Here is a 23,850-nt window from a genome sequence, read left to right on the forward strand (position 1 = left end):
TCTCACACGTAGATCTGAACGTATGAAAGCACTGACTATTGGCCTGATTGGAAATCCAAACTCAGGTAAAACGACTCTTTTCAACCAGTTAACCGGTTCACGCCAGCGTGTCGGGAACTGGGCTGGTGTCACCGTCGAACGTAAAGAAGGCCAGTTCGCCACCGCAGATCACCAGATTACGCTGGTCGATTTGCCCGGTACCTATTCGCTGACCACCATTTCCGAACAAACCTCGCTCGATGAGCAAATTGCCTGCCATTACATTCTGAGCGGCGACGCAGATCTGATGATTAACGTCGTGGATGCCTCAAACCTTGAGCGCAATTTATACCTGACACTGCAACTTCTCGAGCTGGGTGTGCCCTGCATCGTCGCACTGAACATGCTCGACATCGCCAAAATCCAGAACATCAATATTGATATCCCGGCGCTGTCTGCACGCCTTGGCTGTCCGGTTATTGCTTTGGTTTCTACCCGCGCCAGTGGTATCAAAGAACTGAAAGCCGCCATCGACGCATTGCCGCAAGTGGTAAAGCTTGAACGCGTGAAATATCATCCGGTGCTGCAACAGGAAGTGGACGTGCTGGCCGCAGAAATGCCGCAGGACATGGCGCTGCAACAGCGTCGCTGGCTGGCTTTGCAAATCCTCGAAGGGGATATTTACAGCCAGACGCACGCAGGTAATGCACAGGGATTATTGCCGCAGGTGAAAGCCCGTCTGACGGAGCAAAAGCTGGAAGATCCGGCGCTGCTGATTGCCGACGCGCGCTATCAGAGCATTGCGTCGCTGTGCGCGGACGTCAGTAACTCGCACCTCACCGCGCCCAACAAACTGACGCAGGTGTTGGATCGCGTGATCCTCAACCGTTTCCTCGGTGTCCCCATCTTCCTGCTGGTGATGTACCTGATGTTCGTGCTGGCGATTAATATCGGCGGCGCGTTGCAACCGATTTTCGACATCGGCTCCGCAGCAATTTTCATTCAGGGGATGCAATGGGTGGGCTTCACCCTGCACTTCCCGCAGTGGCTGACCATTTTCCTTGCTCAGGGCGTCGGTGGTGGTATCAACACCGTGCTCCCGCTGGTGCCGCAAATCGGCATGATGTATCTGTTCCTTTCCTTCCTTGAAGACTCCGGTTATATGGCCCGCGCAGCGTTTGTGATGGACCGCCTGATGCAGTCGCTTGGCCTGCCAGGTAAATCTTTCGTGCCGCTGATTGTCGGTTTCGGCTGTAACGTGCCGTCCATTATGGGTGCCCGTACGCTGGATGCGCCCCGCGAACGTCTGATCACCGTCATGATGGCGCCGTTTATGTCCTGTGGCGCACGACTGGCAATTTTCGCCGTGTTCTCCGCGGCGTTCTTCGGGCAGGACGGCGCGTCCGTCGTGTTCTCACTGTATCTGCTGGGTATTGTCGTCGCCATCCTCACCGGCCTGCTGCTCAAATACACCATCATGCGCGGTGAAGCGTCGCCGTTTGTCATGGAACTGCCGGTGTATCACGTTCCCCATCTGAAAAGTCTGTTACTGCAAACCTGGCAGCGTCTGAAAGGTTTCGTGCTGCGCGCCGGTAAAGTCATTGTGATTGCGAGTATTTTTATCGGCGCACTAAACAGCTTCTCTTTCAGCGGTCAGGCGGTGGATAACATCAATGACTCCGCACTGGCTTCGGTCAGTAAAGTGCTGACGCCGGTGCTGGCACCGATGGGCGTGCACGCCGATAACTGGCAGGCGACGGTTGGCCTGGTGACCGGCGCGATGGCGAAAGAAGTGGTCGTCGGTACGCTCAATACGCTGTACACCGCAGAACATATCCACAATGAGGAATTCGACGCAGCAAACTTCCATCTGCTCGCTGAACTCGGGGGTGCCGTAGAACAAACGTGGCAGGGCCTGAAAGACACGTTCAGCGTCAGCGTGCTTTCTAACCCGATCGAAGCCAGTAAAGGCGATGGAGAAATGGGCGTCAGTTCGATGGGCGTGATGAGCACAAAATTTGGTACCGCCATTTCGGCTTACAGCTATCTGATTTTCGTGCTGCTGTACGTACCTTGCGTGTCGGTCATGGGCGCGATTGCCCGCGAAACCAGCCGCAGCTGGATGACGTTCTCCATCTTCTGGGGACTGAACGTGGCGTATTCCCTGGCGACCCTGTTCTATCAGGTGGCTACTTTCAGCAACCATCCGGCGTACAGTTCGGGCGTTATACTTATCGTTTTGCTGTTTAACGCTATCGTTCTTACCTGCCTGCGCAAAGCTCGCAGCCGTGTCAGCGTTCATTTGCAGCCGCGTAATGTTGCGGCCTGTTGCGAACCGGCGACCGGCAACGACTGCCACTAGGAGATACGATGACTACGCTGATTGAGGTTCGTGATTCTCTCGCACTGGCTGGCCGGGCAGATGCCCGCCAGCTTAGCCAGCTACTCAACGCGCCGCGGCCGCTGGTGCAGGCCATGCTCGAACGGTTGGTGGCGATGCGAAAAGCGGAAGCCATCGAAGCCGATGACAGCTGTCTGAGCGGCAGTTGTAAAAGCTGCGCCGACGGCAAAAAATGCCTGACGGTTTCCTATACGCTCATTAATTAAGACACGTCGTCCTCTGACACCGGGCTTTCGCCCTTACTGAATAGTCGCGCTGCGGCTATTCAGTTATCATCGGCAGGCCACAACGGCCATCAAAGCGCCGCAGGAGCCTGCATGATCGACAGTGAAATCACCTTCCGTAAACTTGAAATTTTCCTCGCTTACATGGAAAAGCAGAACATCACCCGCGCAGCCGAACAACTCGGCCTGAGCAGCGTCAGTGTGCATCGCGCCCTGCATTCTCTGGAGGAAGGTTTGCGCTGCCCGTTGTTTATCCATCGCGGACGTAATCTGCTGCCGCTGCCCGCCGCCGAAGCGTTACTGGAACATGCCACGCAGGTGATTGAGCAGATGGAACACGGCATTCAGGCCACGCAGCGCGCCGCGGGTTTTGGCGATAAACGTCTGAAAGTCGGCACGCTGTATTCGCTGACGCTTGAAACCATTCCGCGCCTGATCATGGGGCTGAAACTGCGCAGACCGGAGCTTGAACTGGAACTGGTGATGGGCTCTAACAGTGATTTACTGCACAAGCTGGAAGACGGTCAGCTGGATGCCATTCTGATTTCGACCAGTGATTCGAGCGTGGATGCCCAGCGCTACGATCAGCTACCGTTGTTTCAGGACGATATTTTCCTCGCCGCCCCTGCCAGCGCAGAACTGGCCTGCGAAGGCACGGCTGATTTGCGCGATTTTAAGCAGAAAAAATTCGTTTCCCTGGCCGAAGGATTCGCCACTTACCACGGCTTTCAGGAAGCCTTTCAGGTCGCCGGTTTTGAGCCGGACATTGTCACACGGGTAAACGATATTTTTTCGATGCTGAGTCTGGTACAGGCGGGTGTTGGCTACACGCTCATTCCCGGCAGAATGAAAGGTGTGTATGAAAATACGGTGAAACTCCTGCCGCTGGCTGAAGCCTATCAGATGCGTCAGACCATTTCGCTGGTCTTCCCGCACAGCCGCGAGCACGATCCTAATCTTCTCGCCCTCGCCGCTGAAAGCCGGATGTACGCGCTAGCGAGCAGAAAGCGCTGACGCATGCGAGTGGACAGCCGGTTTAGACACCGGCTTTCCCATCATTAAGCCCTCAATAGAAATATCTTCATCCAAAGCATCCCAATGCAGACCATAAGCACTGGTTTCGCAGGCATTACGCTGCGCAGTTGTCGCATTGAGCAGGATCGGGAACTTTGTCAGCGACACCTCAAGGACTTGCCCATCTTCAAGAGTGACCCACATCGTACTCTCATCGAACCGAACACTTTTAGGCGAAATACTCATTCCATGCTCCTTGAAATACAGTCTGATAAATGTTTGTTAACGCAATGATTTCTCTGACTTCTCTGGAAGAAAAACCTCTCTGACGACACATAGCCACAGGCACAAGCCATAGTTTGGCTTCTTTGTGACCGGATCTTACATGAATATGGTGAGGTTCAGCGGGGTTTCCTTCATTGGAGTAAAAGAAAAAACGATAATTTTTAAAGCGCAAAATCACTGGCATGTTACTGACTTCCCTGTGTAAACGGTTGGGTAAAAACGTAAAACCTTTCACTCAGGAAAGGTTTCTATTCCGCAGTACCACCAACCTATCACAACCATTTCTACCGTTCGTTTTCGCGCAGCCGCGCTGCGAGACGTCCCGCAACATGCATCCCTGACTGGCACAAAGACAGCGCCTCGCCCTGCTCCATCGCGCGTCGGGTGAGGCCCGTCAGCACTGCGCCCGGCGGCATTTCAATCGCCAGCCGCACATCGCGCTGATAAGCCGCAACCATGGCATCACGCCAGTTCACGGTACGCGCCATATTCATCGCCAGATCGTCGGCAATTTTTTCCGGCTGCCAGTACACGCGCCCGGTCGTTCCGCTGAGATAACCGCAGGTCGGGCGGGAAATATGAATCTCTTTAAACGCCTCGACCAGCTTAGCCGCCGGTTCCTCCAGCAGCGCACAATGCGACGGCACGCTGACTGCCAGCTGATGGGTTTTCTGCGCGCCGAGCCCTTTGGCGAGCTGCATAACCTGCGCCATTGCGTCGTCACGACCAGCAATCACCAGCTGGTCTTCGGCATTGATATTGGCGAGATATACCGGGGATTCGGCGCTGTTGACCTGCGCTACCAGCGCTTCAATCTGGCTTTGCTGCAAACCGGTAATGGCGGAAAGGCCAAAGCCCTGCGGATAAGCCTGCTGCATCAGTTCACCGCGCAGAGCGACCAGCCGGACGGCATCCTCAAAACCGAGCGCACCGGCAATCACCGCGGCGGGGAATGCGCCAATCGACAGTCCGCTGCAAAAATCTGCCTCAATACCTTCGGCCTGACACTGCTTCGCCCAGACCACACCGGCAATCAGCAAACACAGTTGTACGGCGCGGGTGGAACGTAAAGCCTCTGCGGTATCGAGCAGCAGAACATCTTCGGCAAGCGCATTGCTGGCCTGTTCAATGAGGGAATGCGTGAGCGAACTATCCGGCAAACAGTGCAGCATTTGCGGCACCTGCGGCCCCTGTCCGGGGAAGGTAAATAGGATCTTCATCGTGCTCCTTGCTTCTTTTGGCCGGGTTCAGTCGGCTGACAGTTGCCACGGGTCACGCACCCGTCGCGGGCCTGATGCTGTTTTCAGCATCACCTCGCCACCCCGCAGCCATTCGCTGAGGGCAAATCCACCCTGAGGTGTATTAATCTGGACATCGGCGCGGCAAGGCAGCCGCTGAAGCTGGTCGAAAAAATCAGAGAACCGGGAGGCGTCCACCGGTGTGTCGCAACGCACCAGCAAATCCAGATCGCTGCCGGCGTGCATCACCGGCAGATCACTGACCAGCGCGTAGGCACAGCTGCCGGTCACGCCCCACGGGAAAGGAAGTTTCAGGCTGCTTAACGTGATCAGCGCCTGCACCGGTTGCTGTGAAACAAACGGCGAATGCAGTAAAACGTTAACGTCGCTGACCAGCGATTCGGGCGTGACGACCCGGACCACCGCCGCCGGGTCAACCCAGGCGGCGGCGCGCTGAATACGTGTCATGCCGCGAATACCCACCGGAACAGCACCATCAGCACGCATATCACGACGCACCACCAGCGGCAGCGACGTGCGCCAGCCGGTGTTTACCCACGCGGGTAACGTGTCGTCGTTTTGCAGCGCTGAACGGTCGCTTATCCAGACAAAATCATGGGCACGCGGGTCACACATATTCACTCCTTTATGCTTAGTGAAGCGCGGCTGTCAGGGAAATAAACAGCGGCAATGTCACGATACACAACACGGAACTGATCAGCAGTGAAGCTTCTGCATCCGGAGACTGAACGCCGAAACGATTGCCGAACACGATACCGAAGAAACCGGCAGACAGCGCAATCATCAGGATTGCGGTCACCGCCACCTGACCACTCAGGCCGAACGCCAGAACCAGACCCCAGGCGATAAACGGCTGAACCAGGTTTTTCGCGACGCAGGACAACAACACCGGACCGTTAATTTTCAGTTTACGGGCTGACAGGATAACACCGGTCAGGAACAGCGCAGACGCGGTCGCTGACAGGCCCAGCGGTTTGATTGATGCCAGGAAGATTTCCGGCATTTTAATGCCAAATGCCGCCAGAATCACACCCAGAAGCGGTGCCCAGACGATCGGTTTCTTCACTGAACGCCACATCAGAACCGGCAACAGTGCCAGAGATGAACCCTGATTTTCGCCGCTCAGACGCGCTTTTTCACGTTCCAGAATCAGCAGGCAGAACGGTGTCATCAGCACGGAACCGCAGGCAATAGAGACCGCGACAGAAAGTGACGTTGACGGCGCGTCGCCCATCACGCTGCTCAGGATAGGCAAACCGAGCGCCGCATAGTTTGGCAGTGCGACGGTCAGCGTCAGGACAGCAGCATCCTGCGGAGATTTCTTGAACACTTTGGTGCACACAAAATAAATCGCCGCATAGGTGATCCACATCGCCAGCACCAGCACCAGAATTAGCGGTGACTGTTCGACAATGCCGGACCACGGCGTTTGTACGGTCGCTGCAAACAACGCAGCGGGTAAAGCAAAATCCATCACAAATATATTCAGTAAAGAGACGTTCTGGTTATCCACCATTTTCGCTTTCCCGGCATAAAAACCGAGGATCATGATGACGAAAATAGGGGCAAGCGCGTGCAATATTACGTAAGTCATAGCGTTTTTCCTGAGGCAAATTGAATGCTCAGTCGGCGCCGGTGCGATGTTTTTTTAAGTATGACAGTCCAGTTGCAGACAACAGCAGATCCTCGCCCTGACCAAAATGTCAGGGCGGAACCCGCAATGCGGCTGCGTCACGCTGTTTGCAGGTGCGTTACCGGTTGAGACTGAAAGTTTTGTTAATGAATTACCATTCCTGACGCATCAGCTGGCGAACGCGCTGCGAACTTGCGCGGTTTTCTGCACCCAGACGGTTGCTGAGGCTAACGCCTTCTTTGCGGGCGTCCTGGATGTTCTGCCAGACAGCGTTTTGTACGCTGGTGATGTCGTCGGGCGTGGCACTGTCCGGGTTTGCGATGTCGAGTAATTGCGACAGCAGCCCCAGAGTGGCGTAGTTTTCGATGTCATAAGCCATCGGCGGGATGGTTGCGGCCAGTTTTTCCAGCGCATCCACAGAGCGTAACGTGATGCGTGCGGCGGATTCTTTCCCCATCGCATGGATCATGACGCCGTTGTTTTTGAAGGCGATCAGCTTGTTGGCCTGATAACCGTGCGCCAGAAACGCACCAGACATCGCTTTACCCACAATCAGACCGACCACCGGATGTCCGGCCAGACGGGCTTTGGCGTAAGCGCCTGCGGCACCGGCCAGCGCCTGATGAATACCAAACGCTTCTTCGCGACGGCCATAAGCCTGACTTGGCACATCAATCACTGCCACGATGGCGCGTTTGGTGTCGGAGTTCGCATCAGCGGCAATGGCGTCGTTAACGACTTTTGCCAGCGTCCAGCCTTCCAGCAGACCGACTTCACCGCCCGCTGCGCGCGGATACTGATTATTTTTATCCGGCACGACCGTAATGAAACGGACAGCCTGATCGTTGAGTTTGCCATCGGCGGCTTTCACCGAAGGGCAAAGACCGCTGACCGGAGTAGCCTCTTTGGTCAGTTCGGCAAACCAGTAATCACCCCGGCTGACGACGTTGTTATTGAAAGTGCTCATGCGCGATCCTCCCGGTTAAACAGGGCTTCCGTCACTTCACGGCTGGCCTGCTGCGCGGTGTCAAAACCGGTCAGTTTTGGCAGGTAATAATTATAATTATCAGAACGATGTGTGGCCGGAACGCCTTTTTTGATGAAGCCCAGCACGCTGGATTTCACCTCAGCGAGAGAATCTTTCACCAGCGCATCGACAAAGCCGCTGTGATAGCGCACTTCGCCACCGGTCATGCTCCAGATAAACGGACGGTCGCGGGAATCGTATTCATCGATACCGGCTTCCTGCTCGATAACCTGCGGACCGTTCAGACCCAGACGGGCTTCGCGGGTCACAATCAGATAACTACACAGCGCAGCGGCAATCGACATCCCGCCAAAGCAACCGACGGTACCGGCCACCACGCCAATCACCGGCGTATAGCGGCGTAAATCGACAATTGCAGCGTGAATATCCGCGATCGCCGCCAGCCCCAGATTGGCTTCCTGTAAACGCACACCGCCGGTCTCGAGCAGCAGAACCGCCTGCGTCGGAATGCCGTTGCGGTTATCTTCTGCGGCCAGTTCCAGCGCAGCGGCCATTTTGGCACCGGACACTTCGCCCATGCTGCCGCCCTGGAAACTCCCTTCAATGGCGACCACCACCGCGGGCTGACCGTTAATCTGGCCCTTCGCCACCACCATGCCGTCGTCGGCCTGCGGAACAATGCCCTGCGGTTCCAGCCACGGAGACATCACGCGTTCGAACGGCCCGAGCAGTTCGCGGAAAGTCCCGGCGTCCAGCAGTTTGCGGGCGCGCTGACGGGCGCTCAGTTCGATAAAGCTCTGATCAGTATCAGTTGGCATTTTCAGCCTCCTCAAAGACCTGTTCGATACGCAGACGGGCAACCCCTGGTGTGGCGCCAAAATCATTAATGTCCAGACGGCCTGCCGGTAATTCACGCAGTGCGTTCAGACGGTCGAAAAAGTGCTGCCACAGGCTGTGGCTGCCATCGACGGAGGTTGTGACAATAATTTTCAGCTCAGTTGCTGCTTTTGGTTCATACAGCGCTTCTAAATCGCCGGAACCCACCACGCCAGCTTCGGCGCGGCCTGGCAGCACTTTTGCCGCCGGGTAGTTAAATTCAAAACGTTCCATAACACCTCTTTGTACTGATGTTAGTTAATTCGTATCCGGTTCAGTCAGGCCACGCTGACGCGGTCGAGGAACAGCGTCGCGGCCAGTAAATCAGCGGCACCGCCGGGCGACGTGTTATCGGCCAGCATCCGCTGTTCCAGATGGCGCAGCCGTTGTTTACCTGCCATCGTGCCGGTGCCACCGGCTGCCAGCACCGCCCTCGCGCCCTGATGCATGGCTTTGAGCGCCGGCAAACCGCCGCGTGACAGCACGCAGGTATCGGCAAGCGTGGTCATCACCGCCAGTAAGGCATCGACCTGTGCTTCGCTTTCGCCCGCACCGCGTGTCCGGCTGTGATGGAGCTGCGGCAGCGCCCGCTCAATAATGTGCGGAAAACCACTTTGTGCTTCTTCACGGGCACCCGGCACCTGATAACGCTGCACGGCGTGCGAACCTTTACTGAATTTTTTCGGGCTGAAAGCGTCGGGTAACGCCGCAATTTTCGCAGCGCGCTGCGCAATAGTTTGCGGCAGCAAAGCTTCCGGCTGCATGGCGACGGCGCTGACCAGCAACCCCATCGCCCAGATAGCGCCCCGGTGAGTATTCACTCCGCCGGTTTCGGCCATCATCTGTGCTTCACCGGCACGACCTAAACGGCCCACTTCCTGACGCAGGGCGATATCCGCCGGGCGCTGCCAGCTGTGTAAGGCCAGCAAATAGAAAGTGGATGTCAGGCTGCGCGCCGAACGCACCATCAGGTCCAACGTTAAATCCTGATGTGCGCCGGAACTCCGGCTGTCGACCAGCCCCGGTTTCGGGCTAAGCCGCGCTTCGTCGATCAGCGCCTGCGTCGCCGTTTCTGCCAGCCTTTCGGCCAGTTCTTCCGCTGTCAGTACAGCGCCAATCGTTAAAGTTTGCGGCATCGTGATTACCAGCTACGGAATTTGGCGGGCGGGTTATACAAACCGCCGGACCAGTCGACCAGTTCGCTTACGCTGCCAGCCGCCAGTAAAGAGCGGGTGGCGTCGGTGCGGCGAATCCCCATGTCTTCCGGGAAGACCACCAGTTCCTGACGGCGCAGGTCGGCGACGCGTTTGGCGTCAACGCCCAGACCAATGTCAGTGATACCGGCAACCGCAGCGACCATCGCCCGGCGCTCTTCCAGAGAACGGGCGCGGTACAGATAGGCGATCCCCTCTTCGGTCAGCACGTGCGTCACGTCGTCGCCGTAAATCATCACTGGTGCCAGCGGCATTCCGGATTCTTTACCCACTTCGACCGCTTCGAGTTTTTCAACGAACGTCGGCTTGCCACCGGCCTGGAAGGTTTCCACCATCTGTACGACCAGTTTTTTACCGCGCGCCATCGGATCCGGCTCTTCAATCATGTCGAGCCAGGCTGGCGTAGAGTGACGACGACCGTGCGGGTCATGGCCCATGTTCGGTGCGCCACCGAAACCGGCCAGACGACCGCGGGTGACGGTGGACGAGTTCGCCAGACCATCGACCTGCAACGTTGAACCGATGAACATATCGACCGCGTACTGGCCTGCCAGCTGGCAGAAAGCACGGTTGGAACGCATGGAACCGTCAGAGCCGGTGAAGAATACGTCCGGACGGGCGCGGATATACTCTTCCATCCCGAGTTCGCCACCGAAGCAGTGAACGGTGTCGACCCAGCCGCTTTCAATAGCCGGGATCAGCGTCGGATGCGGGTTAAGCGTCCAGTGTTTACAGATTTTGCCGCGCAGGCCGAGCTGTTCGCCGTAAGTCGGCAGCAGTAGTTCGATAGCCGCGGTGTTAAACCCGATACCGTGGTTCAGCGACTGCACGTTGTGTTTGGCGTAAATGCCTTTGATCGCCATCATCGCCATCAGTACGTGGACCGGTTTAATCAGACGCGGGTCGCGGGTGAAAAGCGGTTCGATGAAGAACGGCTTATCGGCGACGACCACGAAATCGATCCAGTCGCCCGGAATATCAACGCGCGGCAGGTCGGTTTCTTCATCTACCAGTTCGTTGACCTGCGCAATGACGATACCGTTTTTAAAGGCCGCGGCTTCGACCAGCGCTGGCGTATCTTCGGTGCTTGCGCCGGTATAAAGGTTACCTTTGCGGTCTGCTTTAAAGCCGGCGATCAGGGCGATGTTTGGCACCAGATCGACGTAAAGACGAGAATACAGTTCGATGTACGTATGGATCGCGCCGATTTCCATCTGACCATCTTCAAGCAGTTGCGCGATACGCAGGCTTTGCGGGCCGGAGAAAGCGAAATCGAGCTTGCGGGCGATGCCGCGTTCGAAGAGATCCAGATGTTCAGCACGGCTGACGCTCGGCATGATCATATGTAAGTCATGCAGCTTTTCAGGGTTCACTTTTGCCAGTGAACGGGAAAGAAAGTCAGCTTGTTTTTGGTTGTTACCTTCCATCACCACGCGGTCACCGGAGGCAATCAGCGTTTCAAGGACAGGAATAATTTTATCAGTGGGTAAAACTTTACCCTCGGCCACGGAACGGACACTGTCGATACGCCGTTGTTTTTCGCTGCGGCGGGTGTCCCACACTTTCGTGGTCTGCGGATGTTGCGGCATGCCAAACCTCCCTGGGTTGAGCTTGCTGAAGATTTCCCGACGTGATGAAACAAAGAGGACGGTGGGAAGTTCAGTCAAGTGGCGGTTGCATCACATTTGACCTGTTTAATTAGCGTGTTAAGTGTAGGAAGCGGTGAGATAACCATCAATTAAGGGCGCTGACACTTCGTTACTCTGAGAGTAACGATTGAAGGGAATTCTTTAAAAACAGTTTGATACAAAACAAAGAATGAGAGGTATCCCTCAAAAACAGGTGAAAAAAAGGGATGCGCATGGCATCCCTTTTTTGCAGATAAGAAGATTATTTGAAAACTTCTGCGGTCGCAGTGATTTTCTTTTTCTCCTGCGCGGCGATCACGACGTAATATTTCCCGCCTTTTTCATCAGCCAGTTTGGACAGCTCATCTTTAGCATCCATTGGCGCAGTGTATTCATTGCTGGTTGTTACCACGCCCAGGCTGGTGTAACCCTTATCTTTAGCTTCTTCTTTGGTGATCATCTCTGCGGCCATTGCGTTCACAGAGAACAAACCTGCCAGAACGGCTGCAATAATAATTTTATTTGATTTCATGACATTACCTCTAAATTGGATGAATAGTTTTGAAAGAAAGCAGTCAAGATATGAACGGCAGGTGAATCTGTGCTGGCACGAACCTTCCTGGTCAACCACCAGATTTCTCCCCAGAGACACAAACGGGCGATGGAAAATTTCCCCCTCTCACCTCCGGCATCTATCGGCTTAAGTATTAGTCACCCTTGGGAATTAGCCAGAATTTTGACAAATATTTTTACATTGGTTTTCAGTTTGCAATCAGAAAGCGTTCGACAATTTCACAAAAAGCATCCGGGTGCGAGATAAACGGCGCATGGGCTGCTTTTTCAATGATTTCCGAGTGAGAATCAGGCAGTAAAGCATCCAGTAACGGCACGATTTTTCTCGGCACCAGCCCGTCGAGCGCGCCGTAAATACGCAGTACCGGCAAGGTCAGCGTCGTCACTGACTCACGTAAATCGGCTGTACGTAAAATCTCCAGCCCACCGTTGAGCACTTCTGCGGGCGGCATTGGCAGATTCAAAACAATTGATTTCAGCAAACGGGCATCCTGACGGGCGCTGTTGCTGCCGAGGGTCTGCAACGCCAGAAAACGCTCGACCGTACGCTGAAAATCTTCACTAAGCTGATGCTGAAAACCCTGCAACACATCGGGGCGGATACCCGGCCAGTCTTCGTGTGCGGTAAAGCAGGGCGAAGACGCCACGGTAATCAGTTTTTCCACGCGCTGCGGCGCGCTCAGCGCAATCTGGCTGGCGACCAGTCCGCCCAGCGACCAGCCCACCAGCGAAGCCTTTTGCGGCATGGCAGACAGTACCAAATCAGCCATTTCTTCCAGCGTCAGCGCCCCAAAACCTTCACTGCGGCCATAGCCCGGCAGGTCGATCAGGTGCAGACAAAAATGCGGCGCAAGTCGCTCCGCCGTGTAACACCAGACCCCGGCGTTCAGTCCCCATCCGTGAAGCAGCACAAGATGGCGATCTCCTTCGCCGATTGTCTCCCGGTAAAGCGTATTCATAGCGTATTGTCCGTGTCAGTCTGATTGTTCAATCCATAAAAATGGCACAAGGAACCCGCCGCTATGCTAACAATTGCCAGCCGCTGTTGGCTATGTCAGTGTCCGCTCCATCTGGCGATACAGGGCATTTGCAGTCTGTGCCTCAGACATTTGCCCGCCGCACCGCCCTGCTGCCCGCGCTGTGGATTACCCGGCACCGGAGGTAATCTCGATTGCGGCCGCTGCCTGCTGAAACCGCCGCCGTGGGACGCACTGGTTTTCGCGAGCCCGTATGAACCGCCGGTCAGCGGGCTGGTGCTCCGGCTCAAATTCGCCAACCTACCTGAGCTGGACACCACGCTCGCGCGCCTGTTTCTGCTGCGCTGGCTGCCGCGCTGGCGGTCCGGTAATCTGCCGCGTCCGGATATCCTCCTCAGCGTACCGCTGCATCAGAAACGTTATTTCTCCAGAGGCTACAATCAGAGTGAATTGCTCGCCCGGCCGCTGGCCCGCTGGCTGCACTGCGAATATCGCCCGTACGCCCTGAGCCGCGACCGGCGCACCGTGCCGCAGCAAAGCCTGAGCGAGCGGGAAAGAAAGTGGAATCTGCGTAAAGCCTTTACCTGCCATGCCGATTTGCGCGGTAAAAACGTGATGCTGCTTGATGATGTGGTGACCACCGGCAGCACGGTGCGGGAAATCAGTAAAATGCTCATTAATCAGGGAGTTGCTTCAGTGCAAATCGCGTGTATCTGCCGGACATTACAGACATGAGCACGTGCTGCTAACACTCTGGCAACGGGAAGGGTGACGGGTAAAAGCAAAGGGCGTATTATAACCAACTAGAGTAGTCAACTATTGAGCGAATGTTATGATCCTTATTACCGATGCTGCCCAAGAGCACTTTGCCAAATTGCTGGCAAGCCAGGAAGAAGGCACCCAAATCCGCGTATTCGTGATCAATCCCGGTACGCCGACCGCAGAATGCGGTGTCTCCTATTGCCCGCCTGACGCCGTAGAAGCGACGGATACCGAACTGAAGTTCGAGAAACTGTCTGCTTTCGTCGATGAATTAAGCGCGCCTTATTTGCAGGATGCGGTGATCGACTTCGTCACCGATCAGTTGGGTTCCCAGCTGACGCTGAAAGCGCCTAACGCTAAAATGCGTAAAGTGTCTGACGATGCGCCTCTGATGGAACGTGTTGAATATCAGTTGCAGTCGCAGATTAACCCGCAGCTGGCCAGCCACGGCGGTCGTGTTTCCCTGATGGAAATCACCGACGACGGCATCGCAGTTCTCCAGTTCGGCGGCGGTTGTAACGGTTGCTCTATGATTGATGTCACCCTGAAAGACGGCATCGAGAAAGAGCTGCTGCAAAACTTCCCGGAACTGAAAGGCGTTCGCGATCTGACCGAACACCAGCGCGGCGAGCACTCTTTCTACTGATTAACCGTTGATCAGACAGAATGTAAAAAGCACCCTTCCGTTGGGTGCTTTTTTTATGGTTGCGGATTAAGAAGTACCTTTGCGTCGGCGGTCCAAATCCGCCAGCAGCAGATTAATGTGCTCATCGCTGAACAACGCTTCCAGCGTGTGCGTCAGTTTTCGCCGCCAGTTGGGATATTCAGTATTCGTGCCGGGCACGTTAACTGGCGTCGACATATCCAGCCAGTCTTCCGGTTGCAGCCCGAGCAGCGCACTGGCGCTGTCAGCCAGATAACGTTGCAGACCGCGGTTAAGCACCGACGTCATCGGCATGCCTGCTGCGGTTTTGCTGGTCGCTTTCGGCACGCATCCTGTCCGGTGCAACGCGTCCAGCAAACCCTGCTTACTGTGCTCGCGCTCCCCGCGCAATTTCTCCAGCACCTGCGGGTCCGGATAAACACCCAGCGACGCACCGAGCGTTAAATCTCCGCCTTCCCAGTAGCCGCGCAACGTCGGCAGATCATGCGTGGTCACTGTCGCCATCGCCTGCGAAACGTAATCTTCCGGCGGTCGATAGACGAAGTGTTTATCGTGCTCGAAATACAGTACTTTGTAGGAATACACGCCGCTGTCGCGCAGGCTGGCGACAATTTCTTTCGGCACGGTCCCCAGATCTTCACCAATCACCATGCACTGGTGCCGCTGACTTTCCAGCGCCAGCACACCGAGTAAATCTTCCAGCGGATAACGGACATACGCGCCATTCCCCGCCTCCTGATCCGCCGGTATCCACCATAAACGCAGTAACCCCATCACGTGATCGATACGCAGCGCCCCGCACTCCGCCATATTCGCGCGCAGCAAATCGATAAATGGCTGATAGGCACGGGCTTTCATTTCATGAGGATCAATGGGTGGAAGCCCCCAGTTTTGCCCCTGCGGCCCCAGAATATCCGGCGGCGCGCCAATCGTCGCATTCAGACAATACAACGACGGATCTGACCAGGTTTCCGCACCACCTTCCGCCACGCCAACCGCCAGATCACGGTATAAACCCAGCGGCATATCCAGCTCCACGCTGCGCTGATAACACACAGAAAATTGCGTATGTGCCAGCCATTGCAGCCACTGGTAGAACTCAATTTCACCGGCATAATGCTGGCTGAATTCCGCCACATCCGCCCCTTTGGCGTCACGATAAGCATCGGGCCATACCGGCCAGCCCCACAATCCCAGATCTAAATCCCGCAGATGAACATGCAGCGCATCGAACAGCGCCTGCTGGCGCAAACTTTCGCCGCCCAGCAACACAAAACGACGGAAATCCCGCTTGCGCTGGCTGGCTTCCGGCTGTTCGCCAAAGAGCGGCCACGCCAGTTTCAGCGCATTTAATTTCAACCGCATCACCAGCGGATAATCGACAAACTCGGTGCTGCGCGCCTGCAACAACGCATCTCGCGTCTCGATGGAATGCCACCAGCTTTGCGCCAAATCGCTGGCGATAAATTCTTCCACCGCATTCACGTCGATGTACGCCAGATTCAGCCAGCGGCGTGACGACGGGCTGTACGGGCTGGCGCTGAGAGGATTGGCCGGATACAACGCGTGTATCGGGTTCAGCCCGACGAACGCGCCGCCGCGCTGGCCAACTTCTTCCACCATTTTTTTCAGATCGCCAAAATCGCCGACGCCCCAGTTATTTTCCGACCGCAGCGTGTACAACTGAACCGTCGCACCCCACAGTTTTTTACCTGCCAGCAGCGCGGGCGGCTCATAACAGCGTGGCGGCACAACAATAATCCGGCACGGCCAGATTCTACCGTTTTGCGATAACGTCAGTTGATGGTAACCCGTGGGCAATCCGGCGCTGAGATTCAGAACCTTGCCAACCTCAACGGTTCCTTCGGTCTGGTCGCCGTTTTCAAGCGTGAACTGCCAGCAAAATGCGCCGCAGCCCTCCGGGGTTAGCAGCACTTTTTTGCCTTCCGTAAACACTTTTACCGCAGGCAAAGGCGTTACCTCGGGCACATCTTCCGGATCACGCCCCATGGCCGCCAGCAGCGATGCCCTCGTTTCGTTGGACACCGTTTCTACTTCATCCGACATATTGATAAAGCTGTCTAAAATACCTGCCCGGCGCGCTGCCTCAACAAGTTGCTTATCCTCCATGCCTGCTCCTAACGTTTTGCCTGCCAGATGCGCTGCTGATAATCGCGGATTGAACGGTCTGCGCTGAACATCCCGACGCGCGCGGTGTTAAGCAGAGTGCGGCGCGTCCATTCGTCAGCGTTACGGTACAATTTATCGACCTGTTTTTGCGCTTCGCAATACTGAGCAAAATCCGCCAGAACCAGATAGGGATCGCCGCCATCGAGCAGGCTGTTGAGCATCAGATCGAAAGCCTTTTTATCGCCGTTGGCATAAAAACCGCTGGCCAGTTCGTCGAGAATCGCCTTGAGATGTTTGTCTTTTTTCACCACGGCTTTCGGCTTATAGCCTTTCTTCAGCTCAGCTTTTACTTCATCAACGGTCAGGCCAAAGATGAAAATATTGTCTTCGCCCACCTGCTCGGCAATTTCGACATTCGCGCCGTCCAGCGTGCCGACAGTCAGCGCGCCGTTAAGCGCCAGCTTCATATTGCCGGTGCCCGACGCTTCTTTACCGGCAGTAGAAATCTGCTCGGAAACGTCCGCCGCCGGGATCATCAGTTCCGCTACCGACACGCAATAATCCGGGATGAACACGACTTTGATACGATCGGCGACGATCGGATCGTTGTTGATCTTCTCCGCGACCTGATTGATCGCATAGATAATATTTTTGGCGAGGTAATAACCGGGCGCGGCTTTAGCACCGAACAGGAAAACGCGCGGCACCATGTCGAGCTTCGGATTATCGCGGAGCTGCCGGTACAAGGAGAGAATGTGCAGCAGATTCAGATGCTGACGTTTGTACTCGTGCAGGCGTTTTATCTGCACATCGAAAATGGCGTCAGGATTGAGGCGGATCCCCATGCGCTGCCAGACGTATTCCGCCAACCGCACTTTGTTGTCATGCTTGATTTTGCGGTACTGCTTGCAGAATTTTTTGTCTTTTACGCCGTCTTCCAGACCTTTCAGCAGATCCAGATTATTCACCCAGGAATCCGTTTTCAGGCGTTCATCAATCAGCGCGGAAAGCGCCGGATTACACTGTTTCAGCCAGCGGCGCGGCGTGATGCCATTAGTCACGTTGTGGAATTTTTGCGGCCACAGCTGATGATATTCCGGGAACAAATCTTTCACCACCAGATCCGAATGCAGCGCCGCCACCCCGTTTACTGCAAAACCGGCCACCACGCAGAGATTCGCCATCCTTACCTGTTTGTCGTGATGTACGGCCAGTTTCGCCCAAACCGCTTCATCGCCCGGCCAGGTTTTACTGACCAGTTTTTTGAAGTTGGTGTTGATTTGTTTGATGATTTGGAAATGTCGCGGCAACAGGCTGCGCACCAGACTTTCGTCCCAGGTTTCCAGCGCTTCCGGCATTAACGTGTGGTTGGTATACGCAAACGTGCGGCTGGTGATGTGCCAGGCATCGTTCCAGCTCAGCTGATGCTCGTCGAGCAATACGCGCAGCATTTCAGGAATGGCGATGGTCGGGTGCGTATCATTAAGCTGGATGACTTCATAATCCGGCAGCTCGCTGATTTTGCGGCCCAGGAAATGATGACGCCGCAGGATATCGGCCACCGAGCAGGCGCACTGAAAATACTGCTGCATCAGGCGCAGGCGTTTACCGGCCTGATGGTTGTCATTCGGATAGAGCACTTTGGTGAGTTTGGCAGCTTCGATGCCCTGCTGTTCCGCTTTCAGGAACTCGCCGTCATTAAACTTCTCCAGATCAAACGGATGCGGATGCGTGGCTTCCCATAAACGCAGCGGCTGCGTAATTCCGTTGCGATACCCCATAACCGGTAAATCCCAGGCTTCGCCGCGCAGCGTAAATTCGGGTTCCCAGCGGGAAACTCCCTGATCGTTCTTTACGATTTTCCCGCCAATGCCAACATTCACCGCCAGCGAACTGTTATGGCGGAACCACGGATATTCACTGCGGTGCCAGTCATCCGGCGACTCTTTTTGTTTGCCATCAACAAAGCGCTGACGGAATAAACCGTACTGATAGTTCAGGCCATAACCGGTGCCCGGTTGCCCGACCGACGCCATCGCATCGAGATAACAGGCCGCCAGACGCCCGAGCCCGCCGTTACCGAGCGCCGGATCGATTTCTTCTTCAAGCAGGTCTGTCAGGTTGATATCAAACTGCTCAAGTGCGCTGGCAATTTTTTCGTACCAGCCGAGATTAATCAGGTTATTACCGGTCAGCCGCCCGACCAGAAACTCCATCGAGATGTAGTTAACGTGGCGGGTGATCTTTTTACTTTTCCTGCTCACGGATTCATTTTGCGGAGGAAGCTGTTCAGCGACTGCGGCGCTGACTGCGTGCCACCATTGATGCCGGGTCATGTCCCTGGCTGAAGTAAGTCCAAATGCTTGCCACTGGCGGGTTAGCGCCGCCAAAAAAACATCCTGCTTGAGCGTGATTTTCGACATAGGGCAGTCTCTTTTCTGTCAGTGGGGACGGAATGTTTCCGTGAGAAAAAGCCTGATTGCGGTAAAAAGTGTGATCCCAATACACTTATGTATAAACCCTATGTCGAAAAAATGCTCACTGCCGTTTGTTTCTAAAACTTTTTAAGGCCATTTTTATTTTTGCCCGTAATAGGCATCCGGCCCGTGTTTTCGGCTGAAATGTTTTTGCATAAGGTAATCATCCATCGGGGTCTGGTTGCGCCGGATTGAACCAGTGATCCACGCCATTTTGGCGACTTCTTCCAGCACCACGGCGTTGTGAACCGCCTGTTCCGGCGTGGCTCCCCAGCAGAACGGGCCATGCTGGGCGACCAGAATGCCCGGCATATGCAGCGGATCAATGCCCGTCAGCGCAGCGGCGATCACTTTGCCCGTTTCCAGTTCGTATTCTCCGTTCACTTCATGGCGCGACAAAGGCCGCGTACAGGAGATCTCACCGGCAAAATAATCCGCATGCGTGGTACCTAACGCGGGGATCGCAACGCCAGCCTGCGCCCACGACGTCGCATGGGTCGAATGGGTGTGCACGATGCCGCCGAGTTCAGGGAAACGGGCGTAAAGTTCAAGATGCGTGGCGGTATCCGATGACGGTCTGTAGCGCCCTTCCACCACTTCACCGCGCAAATTCACGACCACCATATCGCTGGCCTGCATTTTTTCGTATTCCACACCACTCGGTTTGATGACCACCAGCCCGCGCTTGCGGTCGATGCCGCTGACGTTGCCCCACGTAAAGGTCACCAGACCGTACGCAGGCAGCGCCATATTGGCTTCAAATACGCGTTGTTTCAGTACATCCGTCATACTGCTTCCTCCATATTCAGCCCGGCTTTCTGCATTTTATCGACGACCCAGGCGCGCGCGTTGCGCACTTCCTGCATCGGATCGGCGGCGGTTTCACTCCACATTTCGATGAGATAAGGCCCGCGATAGCCGCTTTTCTGTAGCGTTTCGAAGCAGCGCTCAAATTCCACGACGCCGCTGCCGAACGGTACATTTTTGAATACGCCCGGCTGCGTATCTTTAATATGCACAGCGACGATATGTCCGGCACCGCTTGCCAGTTCCATCTGCACGTCGTTGTCCCAGGCGGATAAATTGCCGATGTCCGGATACAGCTGGAACCACGGGTTATTCAGGTAATGCGTATAGCCCAATGCTTTGCTGATTGAATTCATCAGCGGGTAATCCATGATTTCCATCGCCAGCGTGACCTGCGCCCGGCTGGCCATTTCGACCGATTCCTGCAAACCGGCACGGAAACGCTCACGGGTATGATCGTTGGCCTGCTGGTAATAGACGTCATAACCGGCGAGCTGAATGACACGGATGCCTAAATCCTGCGCCAGCACGATGGCTTTACGCATGATTTCCAGCCCCTGATTACGGGTTTCATCGTCTTCAGAGCCCAGCGGAAAACGCCGGTGCGCGCTCAGGCACATCGACGGAATGCGGATGCCCGTGCGCGAAATCGCATCCACTACGTTCAGTCTCTGCCCGCGTGACCAGTCAAGCCGCGCCAGCCGGTGATCGGTTTCATCCACCGACATTTCGACGAAATCAAAACCCAGTTCTTTCGCCAGCGTCAGGCGCATCAGCCAGTCTTCACCCGCAGGCAAAGCTTTTTCATAGATACCGAGTAGAACGGCTTTGTGCATCATGCGATTTTCCTTAACCCCAGAGCTGGCTGATGGATTTTTTGAACTGACGCGCCGCGTCTGCCGGGTCTTTCGCGTCACGGATACTGCGCCCGGCAATGAAAACGTGTACCGGAATGTCTTTGAACAGCGGCAAATCTTCCAGCGCCAGACCGCCGGTGATCGTGACTTTAAAGCCCATATCGGAAAGACGTTTGATCGCCGTAATATCGGCATCGCTCCACGCCACACCGGCAGCCTGTGCGTCACGGCTGCGGTGATAAACCACCTGCCGGATACCGGCGTCATGCCATTCCTGCGCCTGTTCCCACCTCCAGTAACCGGTCAGTTCAATCTGAACGTCACCGCCAAATTCTTTTGCTACTTCCAGCGCACCTTTGGTGGTGTTGATATCGGCGCAGCAAATCACGGTGACCCAGTCGGCGTTGGCTTGAAAACACATGCGCGAGAGAATTTTCCCGGCATCAGCAATTTTGGCATCGGCCAGCACGATTTTCTCCGGATACAGCGCTTTCAGATCACGCACCGCACGCACGCCTTCTGCGACACACAAAATAGTGCCGACTTCGATAATGTCGACTTCGCTGGCGATAAGACGCGTGGTTTTGTAAGCATCGTCCATCGACTGGTTATCCAGCGCCACCTGCAACATCGGTAATGAATGAGACATAATGAATTCCTTCTCTGCTAACGAATTAGTTAACCGCCGTGGCGGAAGTCTGGTCGATCAAATCCAGTACCTGCTGCGCGGTGGTGCAGGCGCGCAGGCGGTCAAAATTGGCTTCATCTTCAAACAGGTTCACCACCTGCATGATGCCGACTTCCTGATGCGCGCTGGCATCCACAGCAGCCAGCGTGATCAAGATATCCACCGGATCGTTATCTTCATGGGTGAACACCAGCGGCTTTTTCAGGGTCACCAGCGCAAAACCGGTTTTCAGGACGCCTTCTTCCGGGCGGCCATGCGGCATCGCCAGTCCCGGCGCTATGACGAAATAGGGTCCGAACTTTTTAACGCCATCCAGAATGGCCTGGTAATAACGCGGCTCAACCACACCGGCGTCCACCAGCATATCGACGCCAATTTTGACCGCTTCCTGCCAGGTTTCTGCCTCCGCGTTCAGACAAATCGAATTATTCTCGGCCAGCGAATCTCGCAGTTTCATTGCACGCTCCTTACTTTTTCAGCGACGTTGGGAAGTGAGCATTAATGACTTCCATCACTTTCGGTCCGAAATCCGCCGCCGAGAGCATGTTGCGTACACCGACGACGTATTTGTTGCCGCTGACGGTGATTTCGTCGGCGACGTGCGTGGACGCGACAATAATGTCCGCGCCGCTCAGCTCAGATTTGTACTCACCGACCGCGCAGCTGTTCATGGTGTGCTCCACGCCTTCCTGTGTCAGAAACTGCCCGATTTTCATCTTCATGATCATCGAACTGCCTTGCCCGCAACCGCAAACTGCCAGAATTCGTACTGTCATGGGAACCTCGTTAATTAGTGAGTAGTGGACTCATTAAGAGCTTGTTTTTCGGCATCTTCTTCGGCGCGAAGCGTGCGACCGGCGAAGAACATATACAGCACCGCGATTACGGCAATAACGCCCATGAAGGCCATGCCAACGCTAAAGAATCCCTGCATCATTGGCGGTGCCAGAATTGACCAGTCGGCCATGCCCATCCAGGCGCTGAGGCCGGTCAGTTTGATGGCCCAGACGCAGCCGAAGATTTCGATCATCCCCATCACCAGACAAATTTTCAGCGCGGCACGCCAGCCACCGAAGTGGTTCGCGAATACGCCGATGGTGGCGTTGGAGAAGAACATCGGGATAAAACCGGGAATAATCATGATGGAAGAACCCACGCCAAACAGAATGGCGACGGCAATCAGCTGGCCGATGGTGCCCCACATAAAGCCCCAGACCACAGCGTTTGGCGCGAAGCTGTAAATCGCCGCACAGTCGATCGCCAGAACAGCACCAGGAATTAAGCGTTGGGAAATCCCGTTAAAGGCTTCCGTCAGTTCAGCGACGAACATACGCACGCCCTGAATAATGATGAAAATGGCAACCGCAAACATCAGGCCGGTTTGCAGGATGTAAATTGTCCAGTGGGTTTTACCGGCCATTTTCTGCAACGTATCAAGACCGAACGAGCAGAGGATAATGCCGAAGAACACGGTCATCATGATGGCGGTGGAAACGATATTGTCGTGGAAAATATTCAGCCAGCCGGGCAGTTTGAGGTCTTCAACACTGTCCTCTTTCTTACCGAGATACGGTGCGATTTTGTAAGCAATCCATGACGCAAACTGCTGCTGGTGCCCGATAGAAAAACCACTGTTTTCCGTTACGGACTGCGTCGGTTTGTACATCATATTGGAGGTGATCCCCCAGTACAGCGAAACCAAAATCGCCGTCGACCAGATGGTGGTCCACATCGGCCAGCCGATGATGTAGAAGAAGACGGCGATCAGACCCGCCTGCTGGAACATGATGTGGCCCGTCAGCATGATGGTGCGGATGCCGGTAATGCGGCGGAAAACCACCATCAGGATGTTCAGTGCGAGCGCGATAAGCACCGCGTAGCCGACCCAGCTGTAGGCATCGCCCATGCGTTCGACCGTTGCCATCATTGAGGCATAGGTATCTGAAATAGCACCGTTAATTCCGTAGACTTCAGAAAGTTTGGCCACCACAGGTTTAAATGTGCCCGTCAAAATGCCGGATCCCGCCTGCAGTAACATAAAACCGATGATGGTTTTGATGGTGCCTTTGATGATAACCGTCGCGCTCTTTCTGAGCAGGATGTAACCGAGCATAGTTACAAGCCCCAGCAATAACGGCGCGTTGGTCATTACCTGATTAAAAAAAACGGTAAAGAGGGTGTAGAGGAATTCCATATAACTCTCCGTCTGACCTTGTTTGATCTCTTCAGCGCAGGACTCTGCACGTAAAAGTGAGGGACAGACGAACTCTAATGCTCACATTGAATCAGATAAAGATTCACAATGATTATTTGTGAGCGGTCTCGCAAGATATCGTCATCCCTCTTTTTCACGCACAAACAGATAAACTCATATTTATTATATTTATCAAATAAATAAATAGATTATTTTATTA

General features: G+C 55.0%; 25 protein-coding genes. 5 read left to right on the forward strand and 20 right to left on the reverse strand.

The window, feature by feature from the left end; genetic code table 11:
* Positions 1-22 precede the first annotated feature (22 nt).
* The 3 genes from feoB (at position 23) to J1782_RS19965 (ending at position 3,618) form a co-directional block, all read left to right on the forward strand.
* The gene (feoB, locus tag J1782_RS19955; RefSeq protein ID WP_217153779.1) at positions 23-2,341 is read left to right on the forward strand and encodes a Fe(2+) transporter permease subunit FeoB; all 2,319 of its coding nucleotides are present in this window, start codon (positions 23-25) and stop codon (positions 2,339-2,341) included.
* 8 nt (positions 2,342-2,349) lie between these two features.
* Positions 2,350-2,586 carry a FeoC-like transcriptional regulator gene (locus J1782_RS19960; protein ID WP_152327538.1) on the forward strand — a complete coding sequence of 79 codons (237 nt, stop codon included), beginning with the start codon at positions 2,350-2,352 and terminating at the stop codon, positions 2,584-2,586.
* A gap of 111 nt (positions 2,587-2,697) precedes the next feature.
* Positions 2,698-3,618 (forward strand): LysR family transcriptional regulator, encoded by a 921-nt coding sequence (locus tag J1782_RS19965; RefSeq protein WP_217153780.1) that lies wholly within the window; start codon positions 2,698-2,700, stop codon positions 3,616-3,618.
* On the opposite strand, the gene J1782_RS19970 is transcribed toward J1782_RS19965, so the two are convergent.
* The 12 genes from J1782_RS19970 to bioH form a co-directional block, all read right to left on the reverse strand.
* On the reverse strand, positions 3,598-3,864 hold the full coding sequence (locus J1782_RS19970) for a DUF2442 domain-containing protein (protein WP_217153781.1): 267 nt from the start codon (positions 3,862-3,864) through the stop codon (positions 3,598-3,600). The two genes, J1782_RS19965 and J1782_RS19970, sit on opposite strands and share 21 nt — an antisense overlap.
* Positions 3,848-4,087: a DUF4160 domain-containing protein gene (locus J1782_RS19975; RefSeq protein ID WP_217153782.1), complete on the reverse strand. Its 240-nt coding sequence runs from the start codon at positions 4,085-4,087 to the stop codon at positions 3,848-3,850. Before J1782_RS19975 ends, J1782_RS19970 begins: the two co-directional genes overlap by 17 nt.
* A gap of 100 nt (positions 4,088-4,187) precedes the next feature.
* On the reverse strand, positions 4,188-5,123 hold the full coding sequence (mdcH, locus tag J1782_RS19980) for a malonate decarboxylase subunit epsilon (protein WP_217153783.1): 936 nt from the start codon (positions 5,121-5,123) through the stop codon (positions 4,188-4,190).
* Positions 5,124-5,150: 27 nt separating this feature from the next.
* Positions 5,151-5,777: a malonate decarboxylase holo-ACP synthase gene (locus J1782_RS19985; RefSeq protein WP_165060973.1), complete on the reverse strand. Its 627-nt coding sequence runs from the start codon at positions 5,775-5,777 to the stop codon at positions 5,151-5,153.
* A 16-nt stretch (positions 5,778-5,793) separates the two neighbouring features.
* On the reverse strand, positions 5,794-6,756 hold the full coding sequence (locus J1782_RS19990; protein WP_165060971.1) for an AEC family transporter: 963 nt from the start codon (positions 6,754-6,756) through the stop codon (positions 5,794-5,796).
* 190 nt (positions 6,757-6,946) lie between these two features.
* Positions 6,947-7,762 (reverse strand): biotin-independent malonate decarboxylase subunit gamma, encoded by an 816-nt coding sequence (gene mdcE, locus J1782_RS19995; protein ID WP_217153784.1) that lies wholly within the window; start codon positions 7,760-7,762, stop codon positions 6,947-6,949.
* Positions 7,759-8,601: a biotin-independent malonate decarboxylase subunit beta gene (locus tag J1782_RS20000; protein WP_217153785.1), complete on the reverse strand. Its 843-nt coding sequence runs from the start codon at positions 8,599-8,601 to the stop codon at positions 7,759-7,761. The genes mdcE and J1782_RS20000 overlap by 4 nt, the downstream gene beginning before the upstream one ends.
* Entirely contained in the window at positions 8,591-8,893 is a 303-nt protein-coding gene (locus tag J1782_RS20005; protein WP_152327546.1) for a malonate decarboxylase subunit delta, read from the reverse strand. The genes J1782_RS20000 and J1782_RS20005 overlap by 11 nt, the downstream gene beginning before the upstream one ends.
* Positions 8,894-8,937: 44 nt before the next feature.
* Entirely contained in the window at positions 8,938-9,795 is an 858-nt protein-coding gene (locus tag J1782_RS20010; RefSeq protein ID WP_217153786.1) for a triphosphoribosyl-dephospho-CoA synthase, read from the reverse strand.
* A 5-nt stretch (positions 9,796-9,800) separates the two neighbouring features.
* The gene (gene mdcA, locus J1782_RS20015) at positions 9,801-11,462 is read right to left on the reverse strand and encodes a malonate decarboxylase subunit alpha (RefSeq protein WP_152327548.1); all 1,662 of its coding nucleotides are present in this window, start codon (positions 11,460-11,462) and stop codon (positions 9,801-9,803) included.
* Between the two features lie 301 nt (positions 11,463-11,763).
* On the reverse strand, positions 11,764-12,033 hold the full coding sequence (locus J1782_RS20020) for a YdgH/BhsA/McbA-like domain containing protein (RefSeq protein WP_112288668.1): 270 nt from the start codon (positions 12,031-12,033) through the stop codon (positions 11,764-11,766).
* 229 nt (positions 12,034-12,262) lie between these two features.
* On the reverse strand, positions 12,263-13,033 hold the full coding sequence (bioH, locus tag J1782_RS20025; RefSeq protein ID WP_217153787.1) for a pimeloyl-ACP methyl ester esterase BioH: 771 nt from the start codon (positions 13,031-13,033) through the stop codon (positions 12,263-12,265).
* A 63-nt stretch (positions 13,034-13,096) separates the two neighbouring features.
* Between bioH and gntX the strand changes: the two genes are divergently transcribed.
* Both gntX and nfuA read left to right on the forward strand, forming a co-directional pair.
* Positions 13,097-13,786: a DNA utilization protein GntX gene (gntX, locus tag J1782_RS20030; RefSeq protein ID WP_152327550.1), complete on the forward strand. Its 690-nt coding sequence runs from the start codon at positions 13,097-13,099 to the stop codon at positions 13,784-13,786.
* Positions 13,787-13,883: 97 nt separating this feature from the next.
* On the forward strand, positions 13,884-14,459 hold the full coding sequence (nfuA, locus tag J1782_RS20035) for a Fe-S biogenesis protein NfuA (RefSeq protein WP_112288671.1): 576 nt from the start codon (positions 13,884-13,886) through the stop codon (positions 14,457-14,459).
* Positions 14,460-14,525: 66 nt separating this feature from the next.
* Here nfuA and malQ read toward each other — a convergent pair whose 3' ends face one another.
* From malQ to ulaA, 8 genes are all read right to left on the reverse strand, one after another.
* Entirely contained in the window at positions 14,526-16,607 is a 2,082-nt protein-coding gene (gene malQ, locus J1782_RS20040) for a 4-alpha-glucanotransferase (RefSeq protein ID WP_165060962.1), read from the reverse strand.
* 8 nt (positions 16,608-16,615) lie between these two features.
* On the reverse strand, positions 16,616-19,030 hold the full coding sequence (gene malP, locus J1782_RS20045) for a maltodextrin phosphorylase (RefSeq protein WP_208950283.1): 2,415 nt from the start codon (positions 19,028-19,030) through the stop codon (positions 16,616-16,618).
* 153 nt (positions 19,031-19,183) lie between these two features.
* Positions 19,184-19,873, reverse strand: coding sequence for an L-ribulose-5-phosphate 4-epimerase (locus tag J1782_RS20050; protein WP_208950282.1), 690 nt, complete (start codon positions 19,871-19,873; stop codon positions 19,184-19,186).
* Positions 19,870-20,730, reverse strand: coding sequence for an L-ribulose-5-phosphate 3-epimerase (locus J1782_RS20055; RefSeq protein WP_217153788.1), 861 nt, complete (start codon positions 20,728-20,730; stop codon positions 19,870-19,872). Before J1782_RS20055 ends, J1782_RS20050 begins: the two co-directional genes overlap by 4 nt.
* A gap of 10 nt (positions 20,731-20,740) precedes the next feature.
* Entirely contained in the window at positions 20,741-21,397 is a 657-nt protein-coding gene (locus tag J1782_RS20060; RefSeq protein WP_208950280.1) for a 3-keto-L-gulonate-6-phosphate decarboxylase UlaD, read from the reverse strand.
* Between the two features lie 25 nt (positions 21,398-21,422).
* Entirely contained in the window at positions 21,423-21,893 is a 471-nt protein-coding gene (gene ulaC / locus J1782_RS20065; protein WP_217153789.1) for a PTS ascorbate transporter subunit IIA, read from the reverse strand.
* A 10-nt stretch (positions 21,894-21,903) separates the two neighbouring features.
* On the reverse strand, positions 21,904-22,212 hold the full coding sequence (ulaB, locus tag J1782_RS20070) for a PTS ascorbate transporter subunit IIB (protein WP_101077503.1): 309 nt from the start codon (positions 22,210-22,212) through the stop codon (positions 21,904-21,906).
* A 14-nt stretch (positions 22,213-22,226) separates the two neighbouring features.
* Complete coding sequence (ulaA, locus tag J1782_RS20075) at positions 22,227-23,630, reverse strand: PTS ascorbate transporter subunit IIC (RefSeq protein WP_217153790.1); 1,404 nt, start codon at positions 23,628-23,630, stop codon at positions 22,227-22,229.
* Positions 23,631-23,850: the final 220 nt, after the last annotated feature.

The organism is Rahnella sp. BCC 1045 (assembly GCF_019049615.1).
Taxonomy (GTDB): domain Bacteria; phylum Pseudomonadota; class Gammaproteobacteria; order Enterobacterales; family Enterobacteriaceae; genus Rahnella; species Rahnella contaminans.

Excerpts from the sequence above, each read along its gene's own strand:
- J1782_RS19960 (WP_152327538.1), top strand. The coding sequence starts at position 2,350 with ATGACTACGCTGATTGAGGTTCGTGATTCTCTCGCACTGGCTGGCCGG.
- J1782_RS19975 (WP_217153782.1), bottom strand. The coding sequence starts at position 4,087 with ATGCCAGTGATTTTGCGCTTTAAAAATTATCGTTTTTTCTTTTACTCC.
- mdcE (WP_217153784.1), bottom strand. The coding sequence starts at position 7,762 with ATGAGCACTTTCAATAACAACGTCGTCAGCCGGGGTGATTACTGGTTT.
- J1782_RS19985 (WP_165060973.1), bottom strand. The coding sequence starts at position 5,777 with ATGTGTGACCCGCGTGCCCATGATTTTGTCTGGATAAGCGACCGTTCA.
- bioH (WP_217153787.1), bottom strand. The coding sequence starts at position 13,033 with ATGAATACGCTTTACCGGGAGACAATCGGCGAAGGAGATCGCCATCTT.
- mdcH (WP_217153783.1), bottom strand. The coding sequence starts at position 5,123 with ATGAAGATCCTATTTACCTTCCCCGGACAGGGGCCGCAGGTGCCGCAA.
- J1782_RS19965 (WP_217153780.1), top strand. The coding sequence starts at position 2,698 with ATGATCGACAGTGAAATCACCTTCCGTAAACTTGAAATTTTCCTCGCT.
- ulaC (WP_217153789.1), bottom strand. The coding sequence starts at position 21,893 with ATGAAACTGCGAGATTCGCTGGCCGAGAATAATTCGATTTGTCTGAAC.
- ulaA (WP_217153790.1), bottom strand. The coding sequence starts at position 23,630 with ATGGAATTCCTCTACACCCTCTTTACCGTTTTTTTTAATCAGGTAATG.
- J1782_RS20020 (WP_112288668.1), bottom strand. The coding sequence starts at position 12,033 with ATGAAATCAAATAAAATTATTATTGCAGCCGTTCTGGCAGGTTTGTTC.
- feoB (WP_217153779.1), top strand. The coding sequence starts at position 23 with ATGAAAGCACTGACTATTGGCCTGATTGGAAATCCAAACTCAGGTAAA.
- J1782_RS20060 (WP_208950280.1), bottom strand. The coding sequence starts at position 21,397 with ATGTCTCATTCATTACCGATGTTGCAGGTGGCGCTGGATAACCAGTCG.
- J1782_RS20010 (WP_217153786.1), bottom strand. The coding sequence starts at position 9,795 with ATGCCGCAAACTTTAACGATTGGCGCTGTACTGACAGCGGAAGAACTG.
- malP (WP_208950283.1), bottom strand. The coding sequence starts at position 19,030 with ATGTCGAAAATCACGCTCAAGCAGGATGTTTTTTTGGCGGCGCTAACC.
- J1782_RS20000 (WP_217153785.1), bottom strand. The coding sequence starts at position 8,601 with ATGCCAACTGATACTGATCAGAGCTTTATCGAACTGAGCGCCCGTCAG.
- J1782_RS20050 (WP_208950282.1), bottom strand. The coding sequence starts at position 19,873 with ATGACGGATGTACTGAAACAACGCGTATTTGAAGCCAATATGGCGCTG.
- mdcA (WP_152327548.1), bottom strand. The coding sequence starts at position 11,462 with ATGCCGCAACATCCGCAGACCACGAAAGTGTGGGACACCCGCCGCAGC.
- J1782_RS20005 (WP_152327546.1), bottom strand. The coding sequence starts at position 8,893 with ATGGAACGTTTTGAATTTAACTACCCGGCGGCAAAAGTGCTGCCAGGC.
- J1782_RS19970 (WP_217153781.1), bottom strand. The coding sequence starts at position 3,864 with ATGAGTATTTCGCCTAAAAGTGTTCGGTTCGATGAGAGTACGATGTGG.
- J1782_RS20055 (WP_217153788.1), bottom strand. The coding sequence starts at position 20,730 with ATGATGCACAAAGCCGTTCTACTCGGTATCTATGAAAAAGCTTTGCCT.
- gntX (WP_152327550.1), top strand. The coding sequence starts at position 13,097 with ATGCTAACAATTGCCAGCCGCTGTTGGCTATGTCAGTGTCCGCTCCAT.
- malQ (WP_165060962.1), bottom strand. The coding sequence starts at position 16,607 with ATGGAGGATAAGCAACTTGTTGAGGCAGCGCGCCGGGCAGGTATTTTA.
- J1782_RS19990 (WP_165060971.1), bottom strand. The coding sequence starts at position 6,756 with ATGACTTACGTAATATTGCACGCGCTTGCCCCTATTTTCGTCATCATG.
- nfuA (WP_112288671.1), top strand. The coding sequence starts at position 13,884 with ATGATCCTTATTACCGATGCTGCCCAAGAGCACTTTGCCAAATTGCTG.
- ulaB (WP_101077503.1), bottom strand. The coding sequence starts at position 22,212 with ATGACAGTACGAATTCTGGCAGTTTGCGGTTGCGGGCAAGGCAGTTCG.